Consider the following 16666-nt stretch of genomic DNA (forward strand, 5'->3'; position numbering starts at 1 on the left):
CTTTGATGACCGGAGTTGCCTGGGCCGCTGACGCTGCAGCGGCGCCCACGGGATTGGCCAGCGTTGCCCAATTTGTCCCGCTGATTCTCATTTTCATCGTTTTTTACTTTCTTCTCATCCGGCCGCAGCAGAAAAAGGCCAAGGAACACCAAAACTACCTGGCCAACCTGAAGAAGGGCGATAAGGTCATCACCGGCGGCGGCATTCATGGCCAGATCGTCGGCCTGACCGACACCGTGGCCACTCTGGAGATCGCCGAGAACGTGCGCATCAAGGTCAACCGCGCCGCCATTGCCGGTTCGGCCGCCGACGCGGACAAGCCGGCTCCGGCCAAGGCTGGTGGCTGAGGGCTCAAGGGCTGCAGCTGATTTTCATCGTGCATGAAAAAAACTGAACCAGCGCTCGCGCTTTCCTGAACATTCGCCTCGCCCAGAACGCGCGCTTGTTTCCTGTTCCGCAAGGCACGGGTGAGCAAAACCAACCGGCCGCACAGCTGATTCGTTCAGCCGTGCGGCTTTTTTTGTCTCGGTGATCTGTGGTGGAACAATTGGTGTTCAGCGGTCATACCGGCCACCATCCGGTGCGTGTCAGCGATGCGGGCACGCTACGCACCCTTCGCTTCGGCACCGAGGAACGGCAAAGCTGCATCGATCTGCGCAACCCGCACATCCTGCAACTCGCCTATACCCGGTGGATGAGCACCGCCCTGCTGCTTCCCCCCCGTTTGGACAAATTTCTTGTCCTCGGCCTGGGCGGCGGCGCCCTGCCGCATTTCCTTCTCCACCATCACCCGCAATCCTCGATCGACGTGGTGGAAAAGGAACGGCTGGTGATCGAGGTGGCCTACGGCTATTTCCGCCTTCCACTCCACCCGGGGGTGCGCATGATTCCCCAGGATGCCCTATCCTTTCTCCGTACCCCCTCTTCCTGCGGATACGACGTCGCCTTCCTCGACATCTTCGGACCAGGAACCATGGCCCCGGCGCTGTTCGATCCGGAACTGTACCGACGGCTCCTCGAGCGGCTCCATCCGGAGGGTGTTTTGGCGATCAACCTGTGGAGCGGCGACAAACCCTTGTACCAGCAGGCGATGGAGGCTGCGTATCGGGCCAGCGACGGTCGGTTGGTGCAGATGCAGGTCAAAAGGCGGAGCAACGTGATTGTGCTGCTTTTTCCCGAGGAGATCCCGCACAGGGCGATCAAGAAGGCGCGGAAACACAGCGTGGAGCACCAGCAACGCTATGATCTCGATTTCCCCCAATATCTCAAGCGGCTGTGCCGCGCCAACCGCTTCTCATTGCTGGCCTCCCTGCTTCGTTGACCCGGCCGCCGGCGTGCGCTGTCCCTGCCATATCCCTCGTTCGACCATTCTCTGCTGAAGCCTGGCGCTGAGTGCAGCGGCATGACAGTGCCATCGCGGCGCGACCAACAGGTGGGGATGGGCCGTGGACCAGAGGCGGTGGAGGGTGAGGGCGGCCGGGATGTGTGGCACAAGGCGGAGCAGTAACTCCAGATAGGCCTCCTGATTCCACACGGGCACCTGCCCCTGTGTGTACAAACGATGCAGGGGCGTGTCGCGGATGACCTGCAGATGATGCAGCTTCAAATGCTGGAGGGGCAGGGCGCAGACGGTCCGCACCGTGGCCAGCATCTCTGCCTCCGATTCGCCGGGGATGCCGAGAATGAGATGGGCGCCGATCTCGATGCGCTGAACGGCGTGCAGCCGGTCGACCGCGGCGAGAAAGTCGGCAAAGCAGTGGTTGCGGTTGAGCAGGCGAAGACTTCTGTCGTGGATCGACTGCACTCCCAGCTCAACCAGGCACGCCTTGCCGGTCTTCTGTATCAGATCCGCAAGAGCCGCCGGCAGGTCAGCGGCGATGGTATCGGGCCGGGTGGAGAGAATCAGGCCCAGGCAATCGGGATCGGAGAGCATGCGTTGCAGATGGGGGAGGAGGTCGATGGTGGCTAGGGCGGTGGGGGTTTCTTGCTGAAAATAGGCGAAATAACGTGTGAATCGCCCGGCGAGCAACGAGGCCTTGCCGCGGCTGATCTGCTCGGCGAGCGGATCGGCGGCCCGCAGGAAGGCGGGGGTAAAACTGGCCGGCTGGCAATACAGACACCCGCCGCGCGCACGGTTGGGGCAAGGGATGCCCAGATCGAGGGGAATTTTGCCGACCGTCTGGCCGTATCGCTCGCGGCAGTGGACGCTGAAGGTCCGGATACGCGGTCGGTGCATGGCGGGCAAGCGAAGACCGGTCAAGGAAACAGGCGGTTGGCGGATGCGGAGCGCTCAGGTTTGCTTGGGCGCTTCTATCACATGGTAATACCGTTCTCCGGCGCAGGCGCGGCAGAGTATCTTGCTGTTGACCTCCACCTCCCGGCAGTCCTGCACCCAGTCGCCGCACAGCTGGCACTGGACCCGGCGGAGCGGCCTGCCCGGCATGTCGCAGTCGTTGAGCTGGACGCTGACCTCCTGGAAAAAGAACAATTCCTCCAGCGGCATGACCTTGTAGGCCTCCAGCTGCCGCTGGTATTTATCCATGATTTCGGGGCAATAGGATTCAGACAGGGTCCGTGCCTCCTCCCGGGCGGTGGCCCGGATGGCGCGACCGCTTTCCAGGTTGACGAAGGTGGCCGCCATGATGCCGAAATCGAGCCAGCGCAGCGAACGCTTGCCAAGACTGCACCCAGTGACCGATTGAATGGCATCGGTGGCGCAGCGGTCGATCTCGACCAGCACGTAGAGCTTCTTCCGGTCCGCGCCCTTGGGATCGCTGATCCCGATTCGTTCCAGCGCCGCCATGGCCATGCGCACGCCGATCACCTGACCGGCGCAGATGTGGCCGTGAATCCTGGTCGACTCCGCCAGCAACTGCTCAAATGTCTCCATGCTCTCCGCCGCCAATGCCTCTGTGTCCAGAGCCTCGGGTTCGTCTTTCCCACCCGCGGTCACCAACCCGCCTGGGTGAGCGGTTCCGAGGAACTTACTCCTGCCTATCGGCCCTGTCAATCGGCAGTCGCGCGCTGATCCCGGATCACCAGGGGAAGGGGACGGCTGATGGAGTCGAACAGCTCCTTGCAGAACCCGCAGTGATCGCAGCGGTTGTCGCATTGGGAGAGCATGTTGGCGAAGTCAAAGGAGAGCATGCGGTTGTCGACGTAGAGGCGGTTCGCCAGCCAGGAGAGGGCGTCCATCAAGTCGAGCAGGTTGCCCTCATAACGGCGGGCACGGTAGGCGCTGATGGCGTTGATCAGAAAATCGGCTCCCAGGGTGCGACCGCAGAGTTTGATCGTATCCACATGGAACAGGTAGAGGTCGAGATCCTCCGGGCGGATGAAGGGCGACTGCAACAGCCGGTGGGGCTGCTCGTCCAGCAGTCGTATGCAGCCGATGTCGCAGTTGATGACATGGGTTTGATTGCGGCCGTCGATGTTGGCCAGGGCGATGTAGGAATCGTGGGAGAGCTTGAAGGGGCAGTAGGGCAGGCAGCCTTCATTGGCCAATACCTCGATGTTTATCGTCGGGAATTGGTGATGGATCTTCAGGGCGATGGCGGCCAGCTGGTCCAGGTTGCGGTTGAGGGAACGGTCGAGGATGATCTTGCCGGGCAACTTGAAGCCGGTCTCGCTGATATAGGAGAGCTGTGCCTCGATTTTGTGGCAGGAATCGAGCATGGTGTTGGCGCTGGGCACCGCCTCCAACTGGGCGGCGATATCCGGGCCTTCGTCGGCCAGCACCTGGAGCAGGTAGTGATCGCAGTAGACGATTCCGTCGATGACCCCTCGCTGCAGGCAGTGTTCCAACACGCGAAGGACGGGTTGGATGGTGGTGTGATCGGTGAGCAGTTCCGGGGTGTAGAAACGGCTGTTGAGCAGGGCGTATTTTTTCGGGCCCCGCAGGCGCGCCAGTCCGGAAAGGGTGTCTTCCTGGGCGGAAAGCGGCTCGATGCGGATGCGGCTGTCAAGGGCGCGGCCGTGCACCAGGCTGAAATGAACGCTGTCCAGATCTTTCGCGCAGGAACCGAGAAAATCGATATACCTTTCCTCGGGGAGGAAAGGGACATTAAGAAAAGGTTTCATGACTACTCATAGATGTTTGCGCAACAGCGCGTGCGGTTCAACGTGGCGGAGGGGCGGGTCGGTCCGGACCACCACCAGGTTTCCGGGATTAGCCCGGCTCATTGGCGTGCCGTCTTCCAGGTGCATGGCGCTGACCGTCACCGTGTCCGGTTCGATGCTTGGCCCCAGGTACTCGATGTGGTCGCCACAGTTGAGCACATGCCGGGTTTCGATCAGCAGCGGCTCCACCGCGCGGACGATGCCCACCGGCACGAATTTTTGCTCAAACCTCATTCTATCATACAACATGTCCGCGGATGAAGGCCTGGCACGGAAAAAGTTTTCTGTCTGGCCACGGGTGCCGATCTTGCTTAATTCGTTATCAAAAGCTTCGGGCAGGGTAAGGCTAACCGCTGGTTGACCTGAAAGAAGCTGCTCCCGGATCCACTCCAGGGCCAGACGGTAGAGACGGACTACCGCTCCCACATAGCCGACGGATTTCATCCGCCCCTCGATCTTGATCGCATCCACGCCGGCATCGACCAGGGACGGTAGATGGTGAAGCAGGCAGAGGTCACGGGAGTTGAAAATATAGGTGCCCCGCTCATCCTCTTCCACTGGAAAATAGTGTCCCGGACGTTTTTCTTCAACCACAGCGTAGGAGTAACGGCAGGGATGGGCACAGTCACCCAGGTTAGCGTTGCGGCCGGTGAAGTAGTTGCTCAACATGCAGCGGCCGGAGTAGGAAATGCACAGGGCGCCGTGGACGAACACCTCCAGCTCGACGCCGGTGGCGGCGCGGATGGCGCGAATCTCCTCGAGGCCGAGTTCACGGGCCAGGTTGAGCCGGCACACCCCCTGCTCGGCCCAAAAGCGGGCGCTGGCCCTGTTGGTGACGTTGGCCTGAGTGGAGAGATGCAGGGGCAGGTCCGGGACAATCCGTCGGGCTAGGGCAAGAATGCCGGGATCGCTGACGATCAGGCCGTCGGCCTGGAGGTCGCGGAGCATGCGCAGATAGGGCTCCAACCCCTCAAGGTCGCGGTTGTGGGCAAAGATGTTGACCGTGACATAGACCTTGACCCCGTGCGCGTGGGCGTAGGCAACGGCCTGGCGCAGACCGTCTTCGTCGAAATTGCCGGCCCGGGCACGGAGGCTGAAGGTCTTGCCGCCGAGATACACGGCGTCGGCGCCGTAATGGACGGCGGTCACCAGTTTGTCAAAGCTGCCGGCCGGCGCCAGGAGTTCGGGCAGCCGGGGGCCACGGTCCGTGGCTGGAGGGAAAGGAGGCATGGGCGTCTTGAGAGGTACGGGAAAACCGGAATGGGATCAAAAGGAACGAGAGAATGAAGGAGCGAAAACGTGCATGGGGTTTTAAAGAAGATGATGGCGGCCGTCAAGCCAAAGCAAGCGAATCAGGCGGTATCGACCAAAGCGGCAGGCAACGGCCCGCCGTTTTGGTCGTTCAACGCTTCTTGTCCCTCATCGATCACGGAACGGACGGCGAGATAGTGCTTGCCCGGGCGCTTTGCCTCATTTACATTGAATAACCATATGTTGAACAGCATTCCGGTCTGAAGTGTATTCGCCTTTTCCAGGCAAGGAGCAGTGTATGCTGAAAAAAAGTTATTCCAAAACCGGCGCGGCCTGTCGCGTCACCTTTAAATACGAAAACGAGGAGCAGGCGGAAACCGCCGTCCTGGCCGGCGACTTCAACGATTGGTCGCTTCAGGCGACCCCGATGAAAAAACTCAAGGATGGCAGTTTTTCCGCCACTCTTTCCCTGCCGGCCGGGCAGAACTATCGCTTTCGGTATGTGCTCGACGGCGGAGTGTGGGTCAACGACACGGCGGCCGACGGTTATGCCCCCAACGAGTTCGGCGAGGCCAACTCGGTGCTGGCCCTCTGAGCCGACCGCCGCCGACCCACTGAGGCGCGTTGGCTTAAAAGCAGTCACCCACCCTGGCCCGATGATACTCGTTTTTCAGGTCCACGTATCGCCGCCATGAAGCCTGCATTTCCCGCACTTGGGCATCACTGACCTCCCGAACCACCTTGGCCGGGGTACCCATGATCAGGGAGCGCGGCGGGAACTGTTTGCCGGGGGTGACCACCGAGCCGGCGCCGACGATCGATTCCCGGCCGATGACCGCGCCGTCAAGAATGATCGCCCCCATGCCGATCAGGCAGAGATCCCCCACCGTGCAGCCATGGAGAATGGCGCGGTGACCAACGGTGACATCGCAGCCGATGATCGTCGGATGGCCGTCCTGGTCGCTGCGCTCCGCGCCCTCGTGCTGGGTGATGTGGAGCAGGCTGAGGTCCTGGATGTTGGTCCGCGCGCCGATGCGAATGCGGTGGACGTCGCCACGGACAATGACGCCGAACCACAGGGACACATCCTCGCCCAGCACCGCATCGCCGATGAGGGTGGCGTTGGGCGCCACCCAGCCGCCCTTGCCGACCTGCGGTTGATAGTCACGATACGATAAAATCATCTTTCCCTCCTGTTGTTGAAGTTGCAGCGGCCGTTGTTCCGGCTCCGGCCGATCCCCACGCCTGGGGCAGGCGCGGGAGTCGATGCATCAAAAATAAGGATGGTGTCCTGGCTGCACAAGCGCTTGAGGCCGTGTCACCGCCGCTTCCTCCCCTGGACAGCTTCGCCGCTCGCCGCAGGGGTGATCCGCAGATGGCAGAGGTTCATTGAAAGCTGATTTGCTGGCGGAAAAAATCGCGGAACTCGTCCGGACGGTGGCTGACGTAGAGCATGGTGGCCAGTTCCTCTTCGGCGATACCGGCCAGAAAATCGAGCAAGGCCAACCGGTTGGATTCGTCCAGTCCTTGGGTGGGTTCGTCGAGAATCAAAAGCCGCGGCACCTTGATCAGGGCTCGGGCAAGCAGGAGCAGACGCTGCTCGCCGTAGCTCAGACGACGAAAGGGCTGGCCGGCCTTGGACTCCAGGCCGAGCCGCGCCAGCCACCGGCGGCCGAGCTGTTCCTGGGCGCTGTTTGGCCGGGTGTAGAGACCGATCGAGTCGAACAGCCCCGACACCACGATCGCCAGCGCGCTGCCGGCGATGCGGTGGTTGCGGTGCAGATCGGCACTGACGATCCCCATCTGCCGCTTGATCTCCCAGATCGACTCGCCGCTGCCCCGCCGCCGGCCGAACAGGGACAGGTCGTTGCTGTAACACAGCGGGTGATCGCCGGTGATGATCTGCAACAAGGTGGACTTGCCACAGCCGTTGGGGCCGGTGATCAGGGTATGGTCGCCGCGGTTGATGGTCAGCTCAAGACCGCTGAAGACCTCGATCTCGCCATAGCGGGCAAAGCCGCGGCGCAGGGTGACCAGATTGTCGCAGCCGTTGCCATCCATCTGCCGCTCGTCGCGCAGTTCCGCCACCGAGACCCGAAACAGCGGCGGTTGCCGGCGCAGCAGTTCCCTGACCTCGTCCAGCACCTGTGCGCGAGGCCCCTGGACCACCAGGGCGCCCGCGTGCAACCCGCCGACATGGGTGCACCAGTCCGGGATGTCGGCGGTGTTGTTGACCAGGAGGAGCAGGCCCATCCCCTGGACGCGCAATCCGGCCAACACCCGGTTCAGCTCCCGGCAGCTGGCCTGGTCAAGGCCTTCGTAAGGCGTTTCCAGCACCAGGAAGGACACCCCCCGGGTGATCTGCTGCAGCAGGCAGAGCTTGCGCGCCTGGCCGGAACTGAGCTGGCGGTAGCCCCGGTCGAGCAGCGCATCCAGGGCAAAAAGCTTGATCAGCTCCCGGTGCGCGTCCACATCGGTGAGGAAGGCGCGGGCCGGGGTGCCGGGATCGAGGCGGTTGAGGAAGTCGGTGTCGTCCTTGCGCAGTTCTTCCTCGAAGATCGATTGCTGGCCCTTGAACGAGAGCAGACCCAGCTCCGGAGGCAGGCGTAGGGCTTCGGCCCGGTACGCACGGCTCTCCCCGGCCAGCAGGTCGCACAGCTTCTCCAGGCCCGAAGCGTTGGAGCCAACCAGGCACCAGGCCTCGCCCGGCCTGGCGCGGAAATGGTCGATGCGCAAGCCCTCGGCCGTCAGGCGATCAATGACCAGCATGCGGTGGCGCCGTTATTCGTCCCAGATGGCGCTGAGGGTGTAGGGCGAACCGGAGCCGGTGAAAAAAGCGCCGTCGACAAAGCGGTAGCCCCGGTCCAGAGCGCCGATGTCGGCCATGTCCTGGGCGTCGAGCACCAGATCGGCGGCCGCCAGGTTCTGTCGCAGCCGTTCCGGGTTGACCGATTTGGGGATGACCACGGTCTTGCGGCCAAGGCCCCAGGCCAGCAGCACCTGGGCCGGGGTGATCCCGTGCTTGGCCGCGATCCGTAGGATAACCGGATGGTCGAGCAGGGTCGGCTCGTCGCTCTTCTTCATGCCTGTGGGCCGGTCGCCCGAACCGAGCGGCGAATAGGCGGTAACCAGGATGCCGCGCTCCCGGCAGAAGGCGAGCATGGCCTCCTGCTGCAGATAGGGATGGAGCTCGATCTGGTTCATTGCCGGCTGGATGGTGGCAGCGTTGCAGAGGGCCTGGAGTTTTTTGAGACTGAAGTTGCACACCCCGATATTGCGCGTCAGCCCCTTGGCCACGCAAGCCTCCAGCGCTTTCCAGGTGGCGCTGATCGGCAGGTCGTCGAGAGCGACGTACTCGTCGCTGCGGCGGGGGAACATGACCCCTGGCTTGAAGTGCACTGGCCAATGAATGAGATAGAGGTCGAGCGAGTCGACGCGAAGATCGGCCAGTGTTTTTTCCAGGGCCGGTTGCACCTGCTCCGGCGCATGGGCATCGTTCCACAGCTTGGAGGTCAGCCATAGGTCGGCCCGGCTGACCACGCCGGCGGCAATGGCTTCGGCCACCGCTTGGCCGATCTCGGGCTCGTTCTGGTAGATCGGAGCGCAGTCGATGTGGCGGTACCCGGCGGTCAGGGCATCCTTGACCGCGCCATAGACGGCGCCGGGCGCCGCTTTCCAGGTGCCGAGGCCCAGGACGGGAAGGCGGTCGCCGCTGTTGAGCGCATACGTTTGCATGGTGTTCTCCTCTAACTGTTTCTCGGCGTGGCGGCAGGGAAAAAGAAGCCCGCGCGCAATCGTTTTGCCGAATTGAACGTTGCGAAAATTTACTGTAAAGAGCAGGTACGTATCCGTCAAATAAATTACAGCAGGCCTGAAGGCGGCGGCCGTAGCGAGGGAAAAGGGCGATCCGGGACTTTTTCGTTGCCGCGGTGGTCTTTTTCCCCGCGCGCGAAGTTGGCGCCGCCTAATCTGCACAGCACGCAAGCAGGGACGCGGTGTCGGAAATGAACCGAAGATCAGCGCACAATGAACATCTGCCGACACAATCAACCACGCGGCCACAAACCGTGGTGGTGGCGGACGACAGCGTCACCATGCGGACCATCATCCAGAAGGAGCTGGAGGCATCCGGGTTTACGGTCGTCACCTGCAGCGATGGACTGGAAACCCTGATGTCGCTGCGCGGGATGGAGACGCCGCCGGATCTGATCACCCTGGATATCGACATGCCGCGGATGGACGGCTTTGCCTGCTGCGAACAACTCCGGGCACTGGAGCGGCAGGGGCTGTTCGGCAATCCCGAGGCCCAGATTCCGGTGCTGTTTGTCAGCGCCAACGATACCTTTGAAAATCGCAGTCGCGGTTTTCACCTCGGCAGCCTGGAATTTATCTCCAAACCTTTTGACCGGGGCGATATCGCGGCCGCGGTCTGCAAGGTGTTGCGGCCGCAATCCATTTTTTCCGGCATGACCGCCCTGGTGGTCGACGACAACCAGAGCGTGCGCAAAATGGTCGGCGCCTGTCTCGAACGGATCGGCCTGTCGATCATTGAAGCGGTCAATGGCAGGCAGGCCTATGCTCGGATGCAGGAACATGTCGACCGCATCGATCTGGCCATTGTCGATTTCGACATGCCGATCATGTGCGGGGATGAATTCATCCATCTCAGCCGCCAGCTTCCGGAAACCGAGCATTTGCCCATGCTGTCGCTCAGCGGTTCGGGCGACGCCAACGCGGTGTTGCGGATGTTCCGCGCTGGGGCCACCGATTATCTGGTCAAGCCGTTCATTGCCGAGGAACTGCTGGCCAGGGTGCAGGTGCATCTGCAGCTCAGGCGTCACATGCGCCGCCTGGAGGAAATGAACAGGAATCTGTATGACAAGGCGGTGAACGATGCACTGACCGGCCTGCGCAACAAACGCTATTTTCAGGAAGCCTTTGAGGAGGCCTTTGCCAGGGCCCAGCGTATCGGTATCGACGTCAGCTGCCTGTTTTTCGACCTGGACCATTTCAAGCAGGTGAATGATACCTGTGGACACGGTTTTGGCGATTATGTCCTGAAAACCGTGGGCGCTTTGATCAAGGAAACGGTGCGCCGCGGTGACTTGGCCGCCCGATTCGGCGGTGAGGAATTCGTCGTTGCCCTGCCCAATACCGATCTGGGCCAGGCCAAATGCGTGGCCGAGAAGATTCGCCGGTTGATCGCCGCCCATCCCTTTCGCGACCAGGGGCTCCAGTGGCGGGTGACGGTGAGTATCGGCGTGGCTTCGCTCCTGAGCGCCCGGCCCTCCTCGGCGTGCGGCCTGCTGCAACTGGCCGATCAGGCGCTTTATCGTGCCAAGAGAGCCGGCCGCGACCGGGTGGAGACGGCTGAAAGCTGATCCAACGCCCGCGGTCACTCCTGCGGGTCGTTGCCGCCCACCGGGTGGTAGTGGACATAGACCCGCCGGAGAAATTCGATGCGCGCCAGCAGGATGTCCTCCACCTGGGTGGCGATCCGGTCGCCCGCCCTGACGCTGAGATTGCCGTCGACTCCGATGGTGAGGTTGACCACCAGGTAGGGGCCGAAGCGATGGGCGTGCACTTCCTCGATATCCTCCACCCCGTTCACCTCGTGCAGGGCGGTGCGGATCTCCTGGGCCAGTTCGCGTCCGGGCAGGGTGTCCATGAGGTCATCGCTGGCCGACCGCAGGATCTCGACGCCGGTGTGGAGGATGATGAGCGAGACGACCGCACCGGCCAGCGGATCGACCCATGGGAAGCCGAAGCGGCTGAACACGATGCCGATTGCCGCCGCCGATGAGGCAAAGATGTCGTTGCGGTGGTCCTGGGCCAGGGCCAGGACGGCGACGTTGCCGGTGCGGCGGCTGATGCCGTAGGTCCAGAGAGTGAGGCCGCCTTTGAGCAGCACGGCGAACAGGGCAATCCACAAGGCGAGGAGGCTGGCTCCGGAGGCGTCCGTGCGCACGGTCAGCAGCTCATAGGCCGTATCCACCGAATGCCAGAAGATGGCGATGGCGGTGGTGACGACAAAGGCCCCGACCACCACCGCGGCGATGCTTTCCAGCTGGTCGTGGCCGTAGGGATGTTCCCGGTCCGCCGGCTTACCGGACAGGCGGACAAAGATGGAGACCACGACGCCGTAGGCCACGTCCGAGGTCGAGTTGATGCCGTCGGCCAGCAGGGCCGGACTCTGGCCGACCACGCCGACCACGGCCTTGAGCACGGCCAGCAGGATGTTGGCGGCCAGCCCCACCTGGACCGCGAGCATGCTTGTGTGACGTCGCTGTTCCTCTGGATTCAAATGCGGATGTTGCTGCATGCAGCATGCTCCCGTGCCAGCCGTGTTTTTCCCGTCCCGGTCCCAATGTTGACGACCGATGCAATTTGCTGTCTTATACCCAAATCCACAGCGGAAGTAATGAGTTTTTCACCGATGAACCGGGTGGGCTGCCGCGGCATATCCGCGAACACACCGTTGTGCCGGCTGAGAGGTCCACGGCAATGGGGCAACACCACATGCGGAGGAATGAGATGGAGTATCGCATCGAACAGGACACCATGGGCACGATCGAGGTTCCGGCCGATCGCCTCTGGGGCGCGCAGACCGAGCGCAGCCGCCGCAACTTCAACATCGGCGACGAGCGGATGCCGCTGGCGCTGGTGGACAGCCTGGTTCGCCTGAAACGGGCCTGCGCGGAGGTCAACCATCAGAAAGGCAAACTGCCGGCCGCGATCCGTGATCTGATTGTTCGCGCCTGCGACGAGATTCTCTCCGGGCAGCATGACCATGAATTTCCCCTTGCCGTCTGGCAGACCGGCAGCGGCACCCAGAGCAACATGAACGTCAACGAAGTGATCGCCAACCGGGCCGCCATCCTCGCCACCGGCAGCCTGGAACCGCCGCGGCCGGTGCATCCCAACGATCATGTCAACATGTCGCAGAGCTCCAACGACGTCTTTCCCTCGGCCATGCACGTGGCCGGGGTCTATGCCCTGGAGGATCGGTTGCTGCCGGCGGTGGAAACCCTGCGCCGCACTCTGGCCGCCAAGGCCGACGCCTTTGCCGGCATCGTCAAGATCGGCCGGACCCATCTTCAGGACGCCACCCCCCTGACCCTCGGCCAGGAGATCGGCGGCTGGGCGGCCCTGCTAGCCAGCAACCAGCGCCAGCTGCGCGAAAGCCTCGAACATCTGCGCTTTCTGGCCATCGGCGGCACGGCGGTGGGCACCGGCCTCAATGCCCCGGAAGGATTCGGGACGGCGGTCGCGGCCCAGCTCAGCGGCGATACCGGCAAGGTCTTTTACGCGCTCGACAACACCTTTCACGGCCTGACCAGCCACGACCAGCTGGTTTTTGCCCACGGCGCGGTCAAGGCCCTGGCCGCCAACCTGATGAAGATCGCCAACGATGTCCGCTGGCTGGCCAGTGGCCCGCGCTGCGGCCTGGGCGAGATCACCATCCCGGCCAACGAACCGGGCAGCTCGATCATGCCGGGCAAGGTCAACCCCACCCAGGCCGAGGCGGCGACCATGGCCGTCTGCCAGGTGTTCGGCAACGACGCGGCCATCGGCTTTGCCGCTAGTCAAGGCAATTTCGAGCTCAATGTGTTCAAACCGCTGATCGTCTACAATTTCCTCCAGTCGACCACCCTGCTGGCCGACGTGATTGACTCCTTTGACCGCCACTGCGCCAGCGGCATCGAACCGGTGGCCGAGCGGATCGACCACCATCTGCGCCATTCGCTGATGCTGGTCACCGCCCTCAACCCGCACCTCGGTTACGAGAAGGCGGCGGTCATCGCCAAGAAGGCCCACGCCGAGCACCTCTCCTTGCGCGAGGCGGCCATCCAACTCGGCCTGCTCAGCGGCGAGGAGTTTGATCGGCTGGTGCGGCCGGAAGCGATGATCGGCCCTGTTGGCCGCAAGGGGCGATGTTGATATTTTTGCAATAAATAAAAAAAGTTACCGCGAGAGAAAGAACAGCTTGAAGTAGGAAAGACCAGCTCGTATACTCATGGCAACGCTCGGAAGAGGACGACCGGCCGCCACACCGGCTACCATGAGGCGCGCAGAGCCATGACCCCAAGCACCATCACCAGCCCCATCATTCGCCTGCTGCGGGAGGCGGGCAAGGTCACCCCGGCCCAGGTGGAGCATGCGGCCAGGGTACAGGCCAAGCTGACCACTTTTCAGCCGCTGCTGAAGATCCTCAAGGATCTGAAGTCCATCACCGACCAGGACGTCAAGGAAATTCTCCGAGCCTCCTCCTCGCCCATCCGCATCGGCGACCTGCTGGTGGAACTGGGCCATATTTCGCCCGACGATCTCGACTCCGCCATCCGTTTGCAGCGGGAAAGCGACTCCCAGGAAAAGCTCGGCCAGGTGCTGGTCCGGCACAACTTCATCGAGGAGCAGACCTTCATCGAGGTCCTTTCCATCCAGATGGGCTACCCCTTCATCGAGCCCGGACTCAACAACATCGACAAAGCCCGCTGCGTCAAGATCCCCAAGGCCCTGATGACTACCCATGGCTTTGTGCCCATCAAAAGCGACGACGGTTCGATTCGGGTGGCCTTTGCCGATCCCCTGGACCAGGAGGCGCTGCAGGTGGCCCGCCGTTTCCTTGGCACCGGCATCGTGCCCAGCATCGCTCAGGGCCGATCCATCCGCAAGACGGTCGAGCTGCTGGCGGAAAAGCAAAGCAGCCGGACCCTGGCGGTGGACAACACCACCGTGGTCGGCACGGTCAACTCGATCATCCTCGGGGCGATCAAGAACAACGCCAGCGACATCCACATCGAGCCCATGGAAGACCGGTTGCAGGTTCGATTCCGCGAAGACGGCGTGCTCAACCACTTCAAGGATTTTCCCAAGGAGATCATCCCGGCGCTCACCAGCCGGCTGAAGATCCTCTGCCAGGCGGACATCACCGAGAAGCGGCGCCATCAGGGCGGACGCATCCTGTTCGAGTACGACGAGGGGCAGCTGGACCTGCGGCTGTCTTTCTTCATCACCATCCACGGCGAGAAGATCGTCCTGCGGCTGCTCAACCGCAAGCAGGAGCTGTTCGACCTGCAGTCCATCGGCATGACCCCGCGCATGCTGTCCCGCTTTCTCGAGGATGCGGTCTACCACCCCAGCGGCGTGGTCCTGGTCACCGGGCCGACCGGGTCGGGCAAGACCTCGACCATCTACAGTTGCATTCATGCCCTCAAGAGCCCCCAGGTGAGCATCATCACCGCCGAGGAGCCGGTGGAGTACGTGATCGAGGGGGTGGCCCAATGCTCGATCGATCCCAAGATCGACCTCACCTTTGAGGAAACCTTGCGCCACATCGTCCGCCAGGACCCGGATGTGATCGTCATCGGCGAGATCCGCGATGCCTATTCCGCCGAAGTGGCGGTCCAGGCGGCGCTCACCGGCCACAAGGTGCTGTCCACCTTTCACACCGAGGACTCCATCGGCGGCTTGATCCGTCTGCTCAACATGGACATCGCCCCCTTCCTCGTGTCGTCCACCGTGGTCAGCGTGCTGGCGCAGCGGCTGCTGCGGCGGGTGTGCCCGCACTGTGCGGTGGACGCCAAGCCGACACCGGTGCAGTTGCAGCGGCTGCGTTGCACGGTCAACGATCTGGCCGGGGCCAGCTTCAAAAAAGGGAGGGGATGCAGGATGTGCAAGCAGAGCGGTTACAAGGGGAGGATCGGGGTGTTCGAGCTGCTGGTGCTCGACGAGCGGGTTCGCACCGCCATCCTGGAGCAGAAAACCAGTTACGACATCCGGACCATCAGCATCCACCATTCCGGGTTGATGACCCTGCTTGAGGACGGTTTGGTCAAGGCGGCCATGGGCAGCACGACGGTCGATGAAATCCTGCGCTGCCTGCCCATCTTCAGTCCGCCGCGCCCGCTGGCCGAACTTCGCCGTCTGGCAGGGATCTGACATGGCTGCTTCCGTTTCCCTGGTCGAGGTCGTCAACCGGTTCATCGAATCCGACGCGGTCATCCTGCCGGTGTTCAATACCGCCGCTGCCCGCATTCAGCAGGAGATGGCAAAGTCGGAACCGAACATCCAGGTGATCGAGAAAATCATCACCGCCGATCAGGCCCTGTCCACCCAGGTGCTGAAGATCGCCAACTCGTCTTTTTATCGCGGTTTGGCCGAGATCGGTACGGTGCGGGCGGCGATCATGCGATTGGGAATCAAGGAGATTGAAAAGGTGGTGGTGCTGGCCGCCTCACGGCAGCATTTCAAGAGTGCCGATGACACGATCAATCTGCTGATGAAAAAACTGTGGCAGCATGCGGTGGGGTGTGCCTATGGCACGGTGTGGCTGGCCCGGCGCCACAGTTACGGGGTTGACCAGAGCCAGGCCTTTTTCGCCGGTTTGTTTCACGATGTGGGCAAACTGCTCATTTTGGTGATCATCGAGCAGATCAAGCGCCGCAACAAGGCCCTGAAGATCACCGACGCCCTGCTGCTGGAGGCCATGGACCGGCTCCATGCCCGGGAAGGGGCCAAACTGCTCGGCCAATGGAACATGCCCGGCTATTTCTGTATGATCGCCCGCGATCATCATCAGCCGGAGGCGGACGACAAGAATATCCTGCTGTTGCTGGTACGCATGGCCAACCTGGTCTGCCACAAGCTGGGCATCGGCTTGACCGCCGACCCGAACCTCATGCTCCCCGCCACCCTGGAGGCCAGTCTGCTCAATCTTTCCGAGATCGATCTGGCCGAACTGGAGATCGTTCTCGAGGACACCGCCGTCTTGTCCAGCTAGAGTTCGACCCCCGCCTGCCGCAGCCGTTCCCTGTTGATCGGCTGTTTTTTCCCGTCCTCGCCGATGGCCACGTAGGTGATGGCCGCCTCGGTCACCTTGAATGTGGTGAATTGGTCCTTGCCCGCATGCAGGATCGGTCGCACCCAGACCTCAAGCATGATGGTCACCGAGGTGGTGCCCACCCGCAACACCCGGCCATAGCAGCAGACCACGTCACCCACCCGCACCGGCTTGATGAATTTCATGCTCTCCACGGCCACGGTGGCGGTCCGGGTCCGGGTCACCTCCTTGGCCATCATGCTGCCGGCCAGATCCATCTGCGCCATGATCCAGCCGCCGAAGATATCGCCGTTGAAGCTGGTGTCGGCCGGCATGGGCATGGTCCGCAGCAACAGTTCGCCCTGCGGTCCCTGCTGTTCCGTTGGCGGATTCATGAAAAAGGTCTCACTCCTTTGGCATGCGGATGGACGGATTGCGCATCACAGGCCAGTCGCAGGTCGAATCGGACAAGCG

General features: G+C 62.4%; 17 protein-coding genes. 8 read left to right on the top strand and 9 right to left on the bottom strand.

Going from position 1 to position 16666, the window contains the following annotated elements; genetic code table 11:
• Positions 1 to 5 precede the first annotated feature (5 nt).
• The gene (gene yajC / locus DESPR_RS00110) at positions 6 to 347 is read left to right on the top strand and encodes a preprotein translocase subunit YajC (RefSeq protein ID WP_015722764.1); all 342 of its coding nucleotides are present in this window, start codon (positions 6 to 8) and stop codon (positions 345 to 347) included.
• Between the two features lie 191 nt (positions 348 to 538).
• The gene (locus tag DESPR_RS16840; protein WP_169701478.1) at positions 539 to 1321 is read left to right on the top strand and encodes a spermine/spermidine synthase domain-containing protein; all 783 of its coding nucleotides are present in this window, start codon (positions 539 to 541) and stop codon (positions 1319 to 1321) included.
• Here DESPR_RS16840 and mnmL read toward each other — a convergent pair.
• The 4 genes from mnmL to DESPR_RS00135 all read right to left on the bottom strand — a co-directional run bounded on the left by mnmL (position 1295) and on the right by DESPR_RS00135 (position 5349).
• Complete coding sequence (gene mnmL, locus DESPR_RS00120) at positions 1295 to 2236, bottom strand: tRNA modification radical SAM protein MnmL/YtqA (RefSeq protein WP_015722766.1); 942 nt, start codon at positions 2234 to 2236, stop codon at positions 1295 to 1297. The two genes, DESPR_RS16840 and mnmL, sit on opposite strands and share 27 nt — an antisense overlap.
• Positions 2237 to 2290: 54 nt before the next feature.
• Complete coding sequence (locus DESPR_RS00125) at positions 2291 to 2890, bottom strand: FmdE family protein (RefSeq protein ID WP_043770277.1); 600 nt, start codon at positions 2888 to 2890, stop codon at positions 2291 to 2293.
• A 116-nt stretch (positions 2891 to 3006) separates the two neighbouring features.
• The gene (locus tag DESPR_RS00130) at positions 3007 to 4080 is read right to left on the bottom strand and encodes a protease (protein WP_015722768.1); all 1074 of its coding nucleotides are present in this window, start codon (positions 4078 to 4080) and stop codon (positions 3007 to 3009) included.
• A gap of 6 nt (positions 4081 to 4086) precedes the next feature.
• Positions 4087 to 5349 carry a peptidase U32 family protein gene (locus tag DESPR_RS00135; RefSeq protein ID WP_015722769.1) on the bottom strand — a complete coding sequence of 421 codons (1263 nt, stop codon included), beginning with the start codon at positions 5347 to 5349 and terminating at the stop codon, positions 4087 to 4089.
• Between the two features lie 53 nt (positions 5350 to 5402).
• Between DESPR_RS00135 and DESPR_RS00140 the strand changes: the two genes are divergently transcribed.
• Positions 5403 to 5606, top strand: coding sequence for a hypothetical protein (locus DESPR_RS00140; RefSeq protein WP_043769407.1), 204 nt, complete (start codon positions 5403 to 5405; stop codon positions 5604 to 5606).
• Positions 5607 to 5668: 62 nt separating this feature from the next.
• On the top strand, positions 5669 to 5965 hold the full coding sequence (locus tag DESPR_RS00145; RefSeq protein WP_015722770.1) for an isoamylase early set domain-containing protein: 297 nt from the start codon (positions 5669 to 5671) through the stop codon (positions 5963 to 5965).
• A gap of 34 nt (positions 5966 to 5999) precedes the next feature.
• Here the strand turns inward: DESPR_RS00145 and DESPR_RS00150 are convergent, their stop codons facing one another.
• From DESPR_RS00150 to DESPR_RS00160, 3 genes are all read right to left on the bottom strand, one after another.
• Complete coding sequence (locus DESPR_RS00150; protein ID WP_015722771.1) at positions 6000 to 6554, bottom strand: gamma carbonic anhydrase family protein; 555 nt, start codon at positions 6552 to 6554, stop codon at positions 6000 to 6002.
• A gap of 202 nt (positions 6555 to 6756) precedes the next feature.
• Positions 6757 to 8139 (bottom strand): ATP-binding cassette domain-containing protein, encoded by a 1383-nt coding sequence (locus tag DESPR_RS00155; protein ID WP_015722772.1) that lies wholly within the window; start codon positions 8137 to 8139, stop codon positions 6757 to 6759.
• A 12-nt stretch (positions 8140 to 8151) separates the two neighbouring features.
• Positions 8152 to 9105: an aldo/keto reductase gene (locus DESPR_RS00160; RefSeq protein WP_015722773.1), complete on the bottom strand. Its 954-nt coding sequence runs from the start codon at positions 9103 to 9105 to the stop codon at positions 8152 to 8154.
• Between the two features lie 269 nt (positions 9106 to 9374).
• Here DESPR_RS00160 and DESPR_RS00165 point away from each other — a divergent pair, with 269 nt between their 5' ends.
• A complete protein-coding gene (locus tag DESPR_RS00165) occupies positions 9375 to 10751 on the top strand; it encodes a diguanylate cyclase (RefSeq protein WP_169701479.1) in 1377 nt (458 codons plus the stop codon).
• Between the two features lie 14 nt (positions 10752 to 10765).
• Here the strand turns inward: DESPR_RS00165 and DESPR_RS00170 are convergent, their stop codons facing one another.
• The gene (locus DESPR_RS00170; protein ID WP_015722775.1) at positions 10766 to 11692 is read right to left on the bottom strand and encodes a cation diffusion facilitator family transporter; all 927 of its coding nucleotides are present in this window, start codon (positions 11690 to 11692) and stop codon (positions 10766 to 10768) included.
• A gap of 212 nt (positions 11693 to 11904) precedes the next feature.
• On the opposite strand from DESPR_RS00170, the gene fumC reads away from it, so the two are divergent.
• The 3 genes from fumC to DESPR_RS00185 all read left to right on the top strand — a co-directional run bounded on the left by fumC (position 11905) and on the right by DESPR_RS00185 (position 16153).
• Entirely contained in the window at positions 11905 to 13311 is a 1407-nt protein-coding gene (gene fumC / locus DESPR_RS00175; protein ID WP_015722776.1) for a class II fumarate hydratase, read from the top strand.
• Positions 13312 to 13449: 138 nt separating this feature from the next.
• On the top strand, positions 13450 to 15312 hold the full coding sequence (locus tag DESPR_RS00180; RefSeq protein ID WP_015722777.1) for a GspE/PulE family protein: 1863 nt from the start codon (positions 13450 to 13452) through the stop codon (positions 15310 to 15312).
• Position 15313: 1 nt separating this feature from the next.
• Positions 15314 to 16153 (top strand): HDOD domain-containing protein, encoded by an 840-nt coding sequence (locus tag DESPR_RS00185; protein WP_015722778.1) that lies wholly within the window; start codon positions 15314 to 15316, stop codon positions 16151 to 16153.
• On the opposite strand, the gene DESPR_RS00190 is transcribed toward DESPR_RS00185, so the two are convergent.
• Positions 16150 to 16587, bottom strand: coding sequence for an acyl-CoA thioesterase (locus tag DESPR_RS00190; RefSeq protein WP_015722779.1), 438 nt, complete (start codon positions 16585 to 16587; stop codon positions 16150 to 16152). The two genes, DESPR_RS00185 and DESPR_RS00190, sit on opposite strands and share 4 nt — an antisense overlap.
• Positions 16588 to 16666 lie beyond the last annotated feature (79 nt).

The organism is Desulfobulbus propionicus DSM 2032, from assembly GCF_000186885.1.
GTDB classification, from domain to species: Bacteria; Desulfobacterota; Desulfobulbia; order Desulfobulbales; family Desulfobulbaceae; genus Desulfobulbus; species Desulfobulbus propionicus.

What these genes read in the sequence shown, in the direction of transcription:
- mnmL (WP_015722766.1), bottom strand. Translation starts at nt 2,236, where the DNA reads ATGCACCGACCGCGTATCCGGACCTTCAGCGTCCACTGCCGCGAGCGA.
- DESPR_RS00180 (WP_015722777.1), top strand. Translation starts at nt 13,450, where the DNA reads ATGACCCCAAGCACCATCACCAGCCCCATCATTCGCCTGCTGCGGGAG.
- DESPR_RS00145 (WP_015722770.1), top strand. Translation starts at nt 5,669, where the DNA reads ATGCTGAAAAAAAGTTATTCCAAAACCGGCGCGGCCTGTCGCGTCACC.
- DESPR_RS00140 (WP_043769407.1), top strand. Translation starts at nt 5,403, where the DNA reads ATGAAGGAGCGAAAACGTGCATGGGGTTTTAAAGAAGATGATGGCGGC.
- yajC (WP_015722764.1), top strand. Translation starts at nt 6, where the DNA reads ATGACCGGAGTTGCCTGGGCCGCTGACGCTGCAGCGGCGCCCACGGGA.
- DESPR_RS00135 (WP_015722769.1), bottom strand. Translation starts at nt 5,349, where the DNA reads ATGCCTCCTTTCCCTCCAGCCACGGACCGTGGCCCCCGGCTGCCCGAA.
- DESPR_RS00125 (WP_043770277.1), bottom strand. Translation starts at nt 2,890, where the DNA reads ATGGAGACATTTGAGCAGTTGCTGGCGGAGTCGACCAGGATTCACGGC.
- DESPR_RS00130 (WP_015722768.1), bottom strand. Translation starts at nt 4,080, where the DNA reads ATGAAACCTTTTCTTAATGTCCCTTTCCTCCCCGAGGAAAGGTATATC.
- DESPR_RS00170 (WP_015722775.1), bottom strand. Translation starts at nt 11,692, where the DNA reads ATGCAGCAACATCCGCATTTGAATCCAGAGGAACAGCGACGTCACACA.
- DESPR_RS00160 (WP_015722773.1), bottom strand. Translation starts at nt 9,105, where the DNA reads ATGCAAACGTATGCGCTCAACAGCGGCGACCGCCTTCCCGTCCTGGGC.
- DESPR_RS00185 (WP_015722778.1), top strand. Translation starts at nt 15,314, where the DNA reads ATGGCTGCTTCCGTTTCCCTGGTCGAGGTCGTCAACCGGTTCATCGAA.
- DESPR_RS00165 (WP_169701479.1), top strand. Translation starts at nt 9,375, where the DNA reads ATGAACCGAAGATCAGCGCACAATGAACATCTGCCGACACAATCAACC.
- DESPR_RS00150 (WP_015722771.1), bottom strand. Translation starts at nt 6,554, where the DNA reads ATGATTTTATCGTATCGTGACTATCAACCGCAGGTCGGCAAGGGCGGC.
- DESPR_RS00190 (WP_015722779.1), bottom strand. Translation starts at nt 16,587, where the DNA reads ATGAATCCGCCAACGGAACAGCAGGGACCGCAGGGCGAACTGTTGCTG.
- fumC (WP_015722776.1), top strand. Translation starts at nt 11,905, where the DNA reads ATGGAGTATCGCATCGAACAGGACACCATGGGCACGATCGAGGTTCCG.
- DESPR_RS00155 (WP_015722772.1), bottom strand. Translation starts at nt 8,139, where the DNA reads ATGCTGGTCATTGATCGCCTGACGGCCGAGGGCTTGCGCATCGACCAT.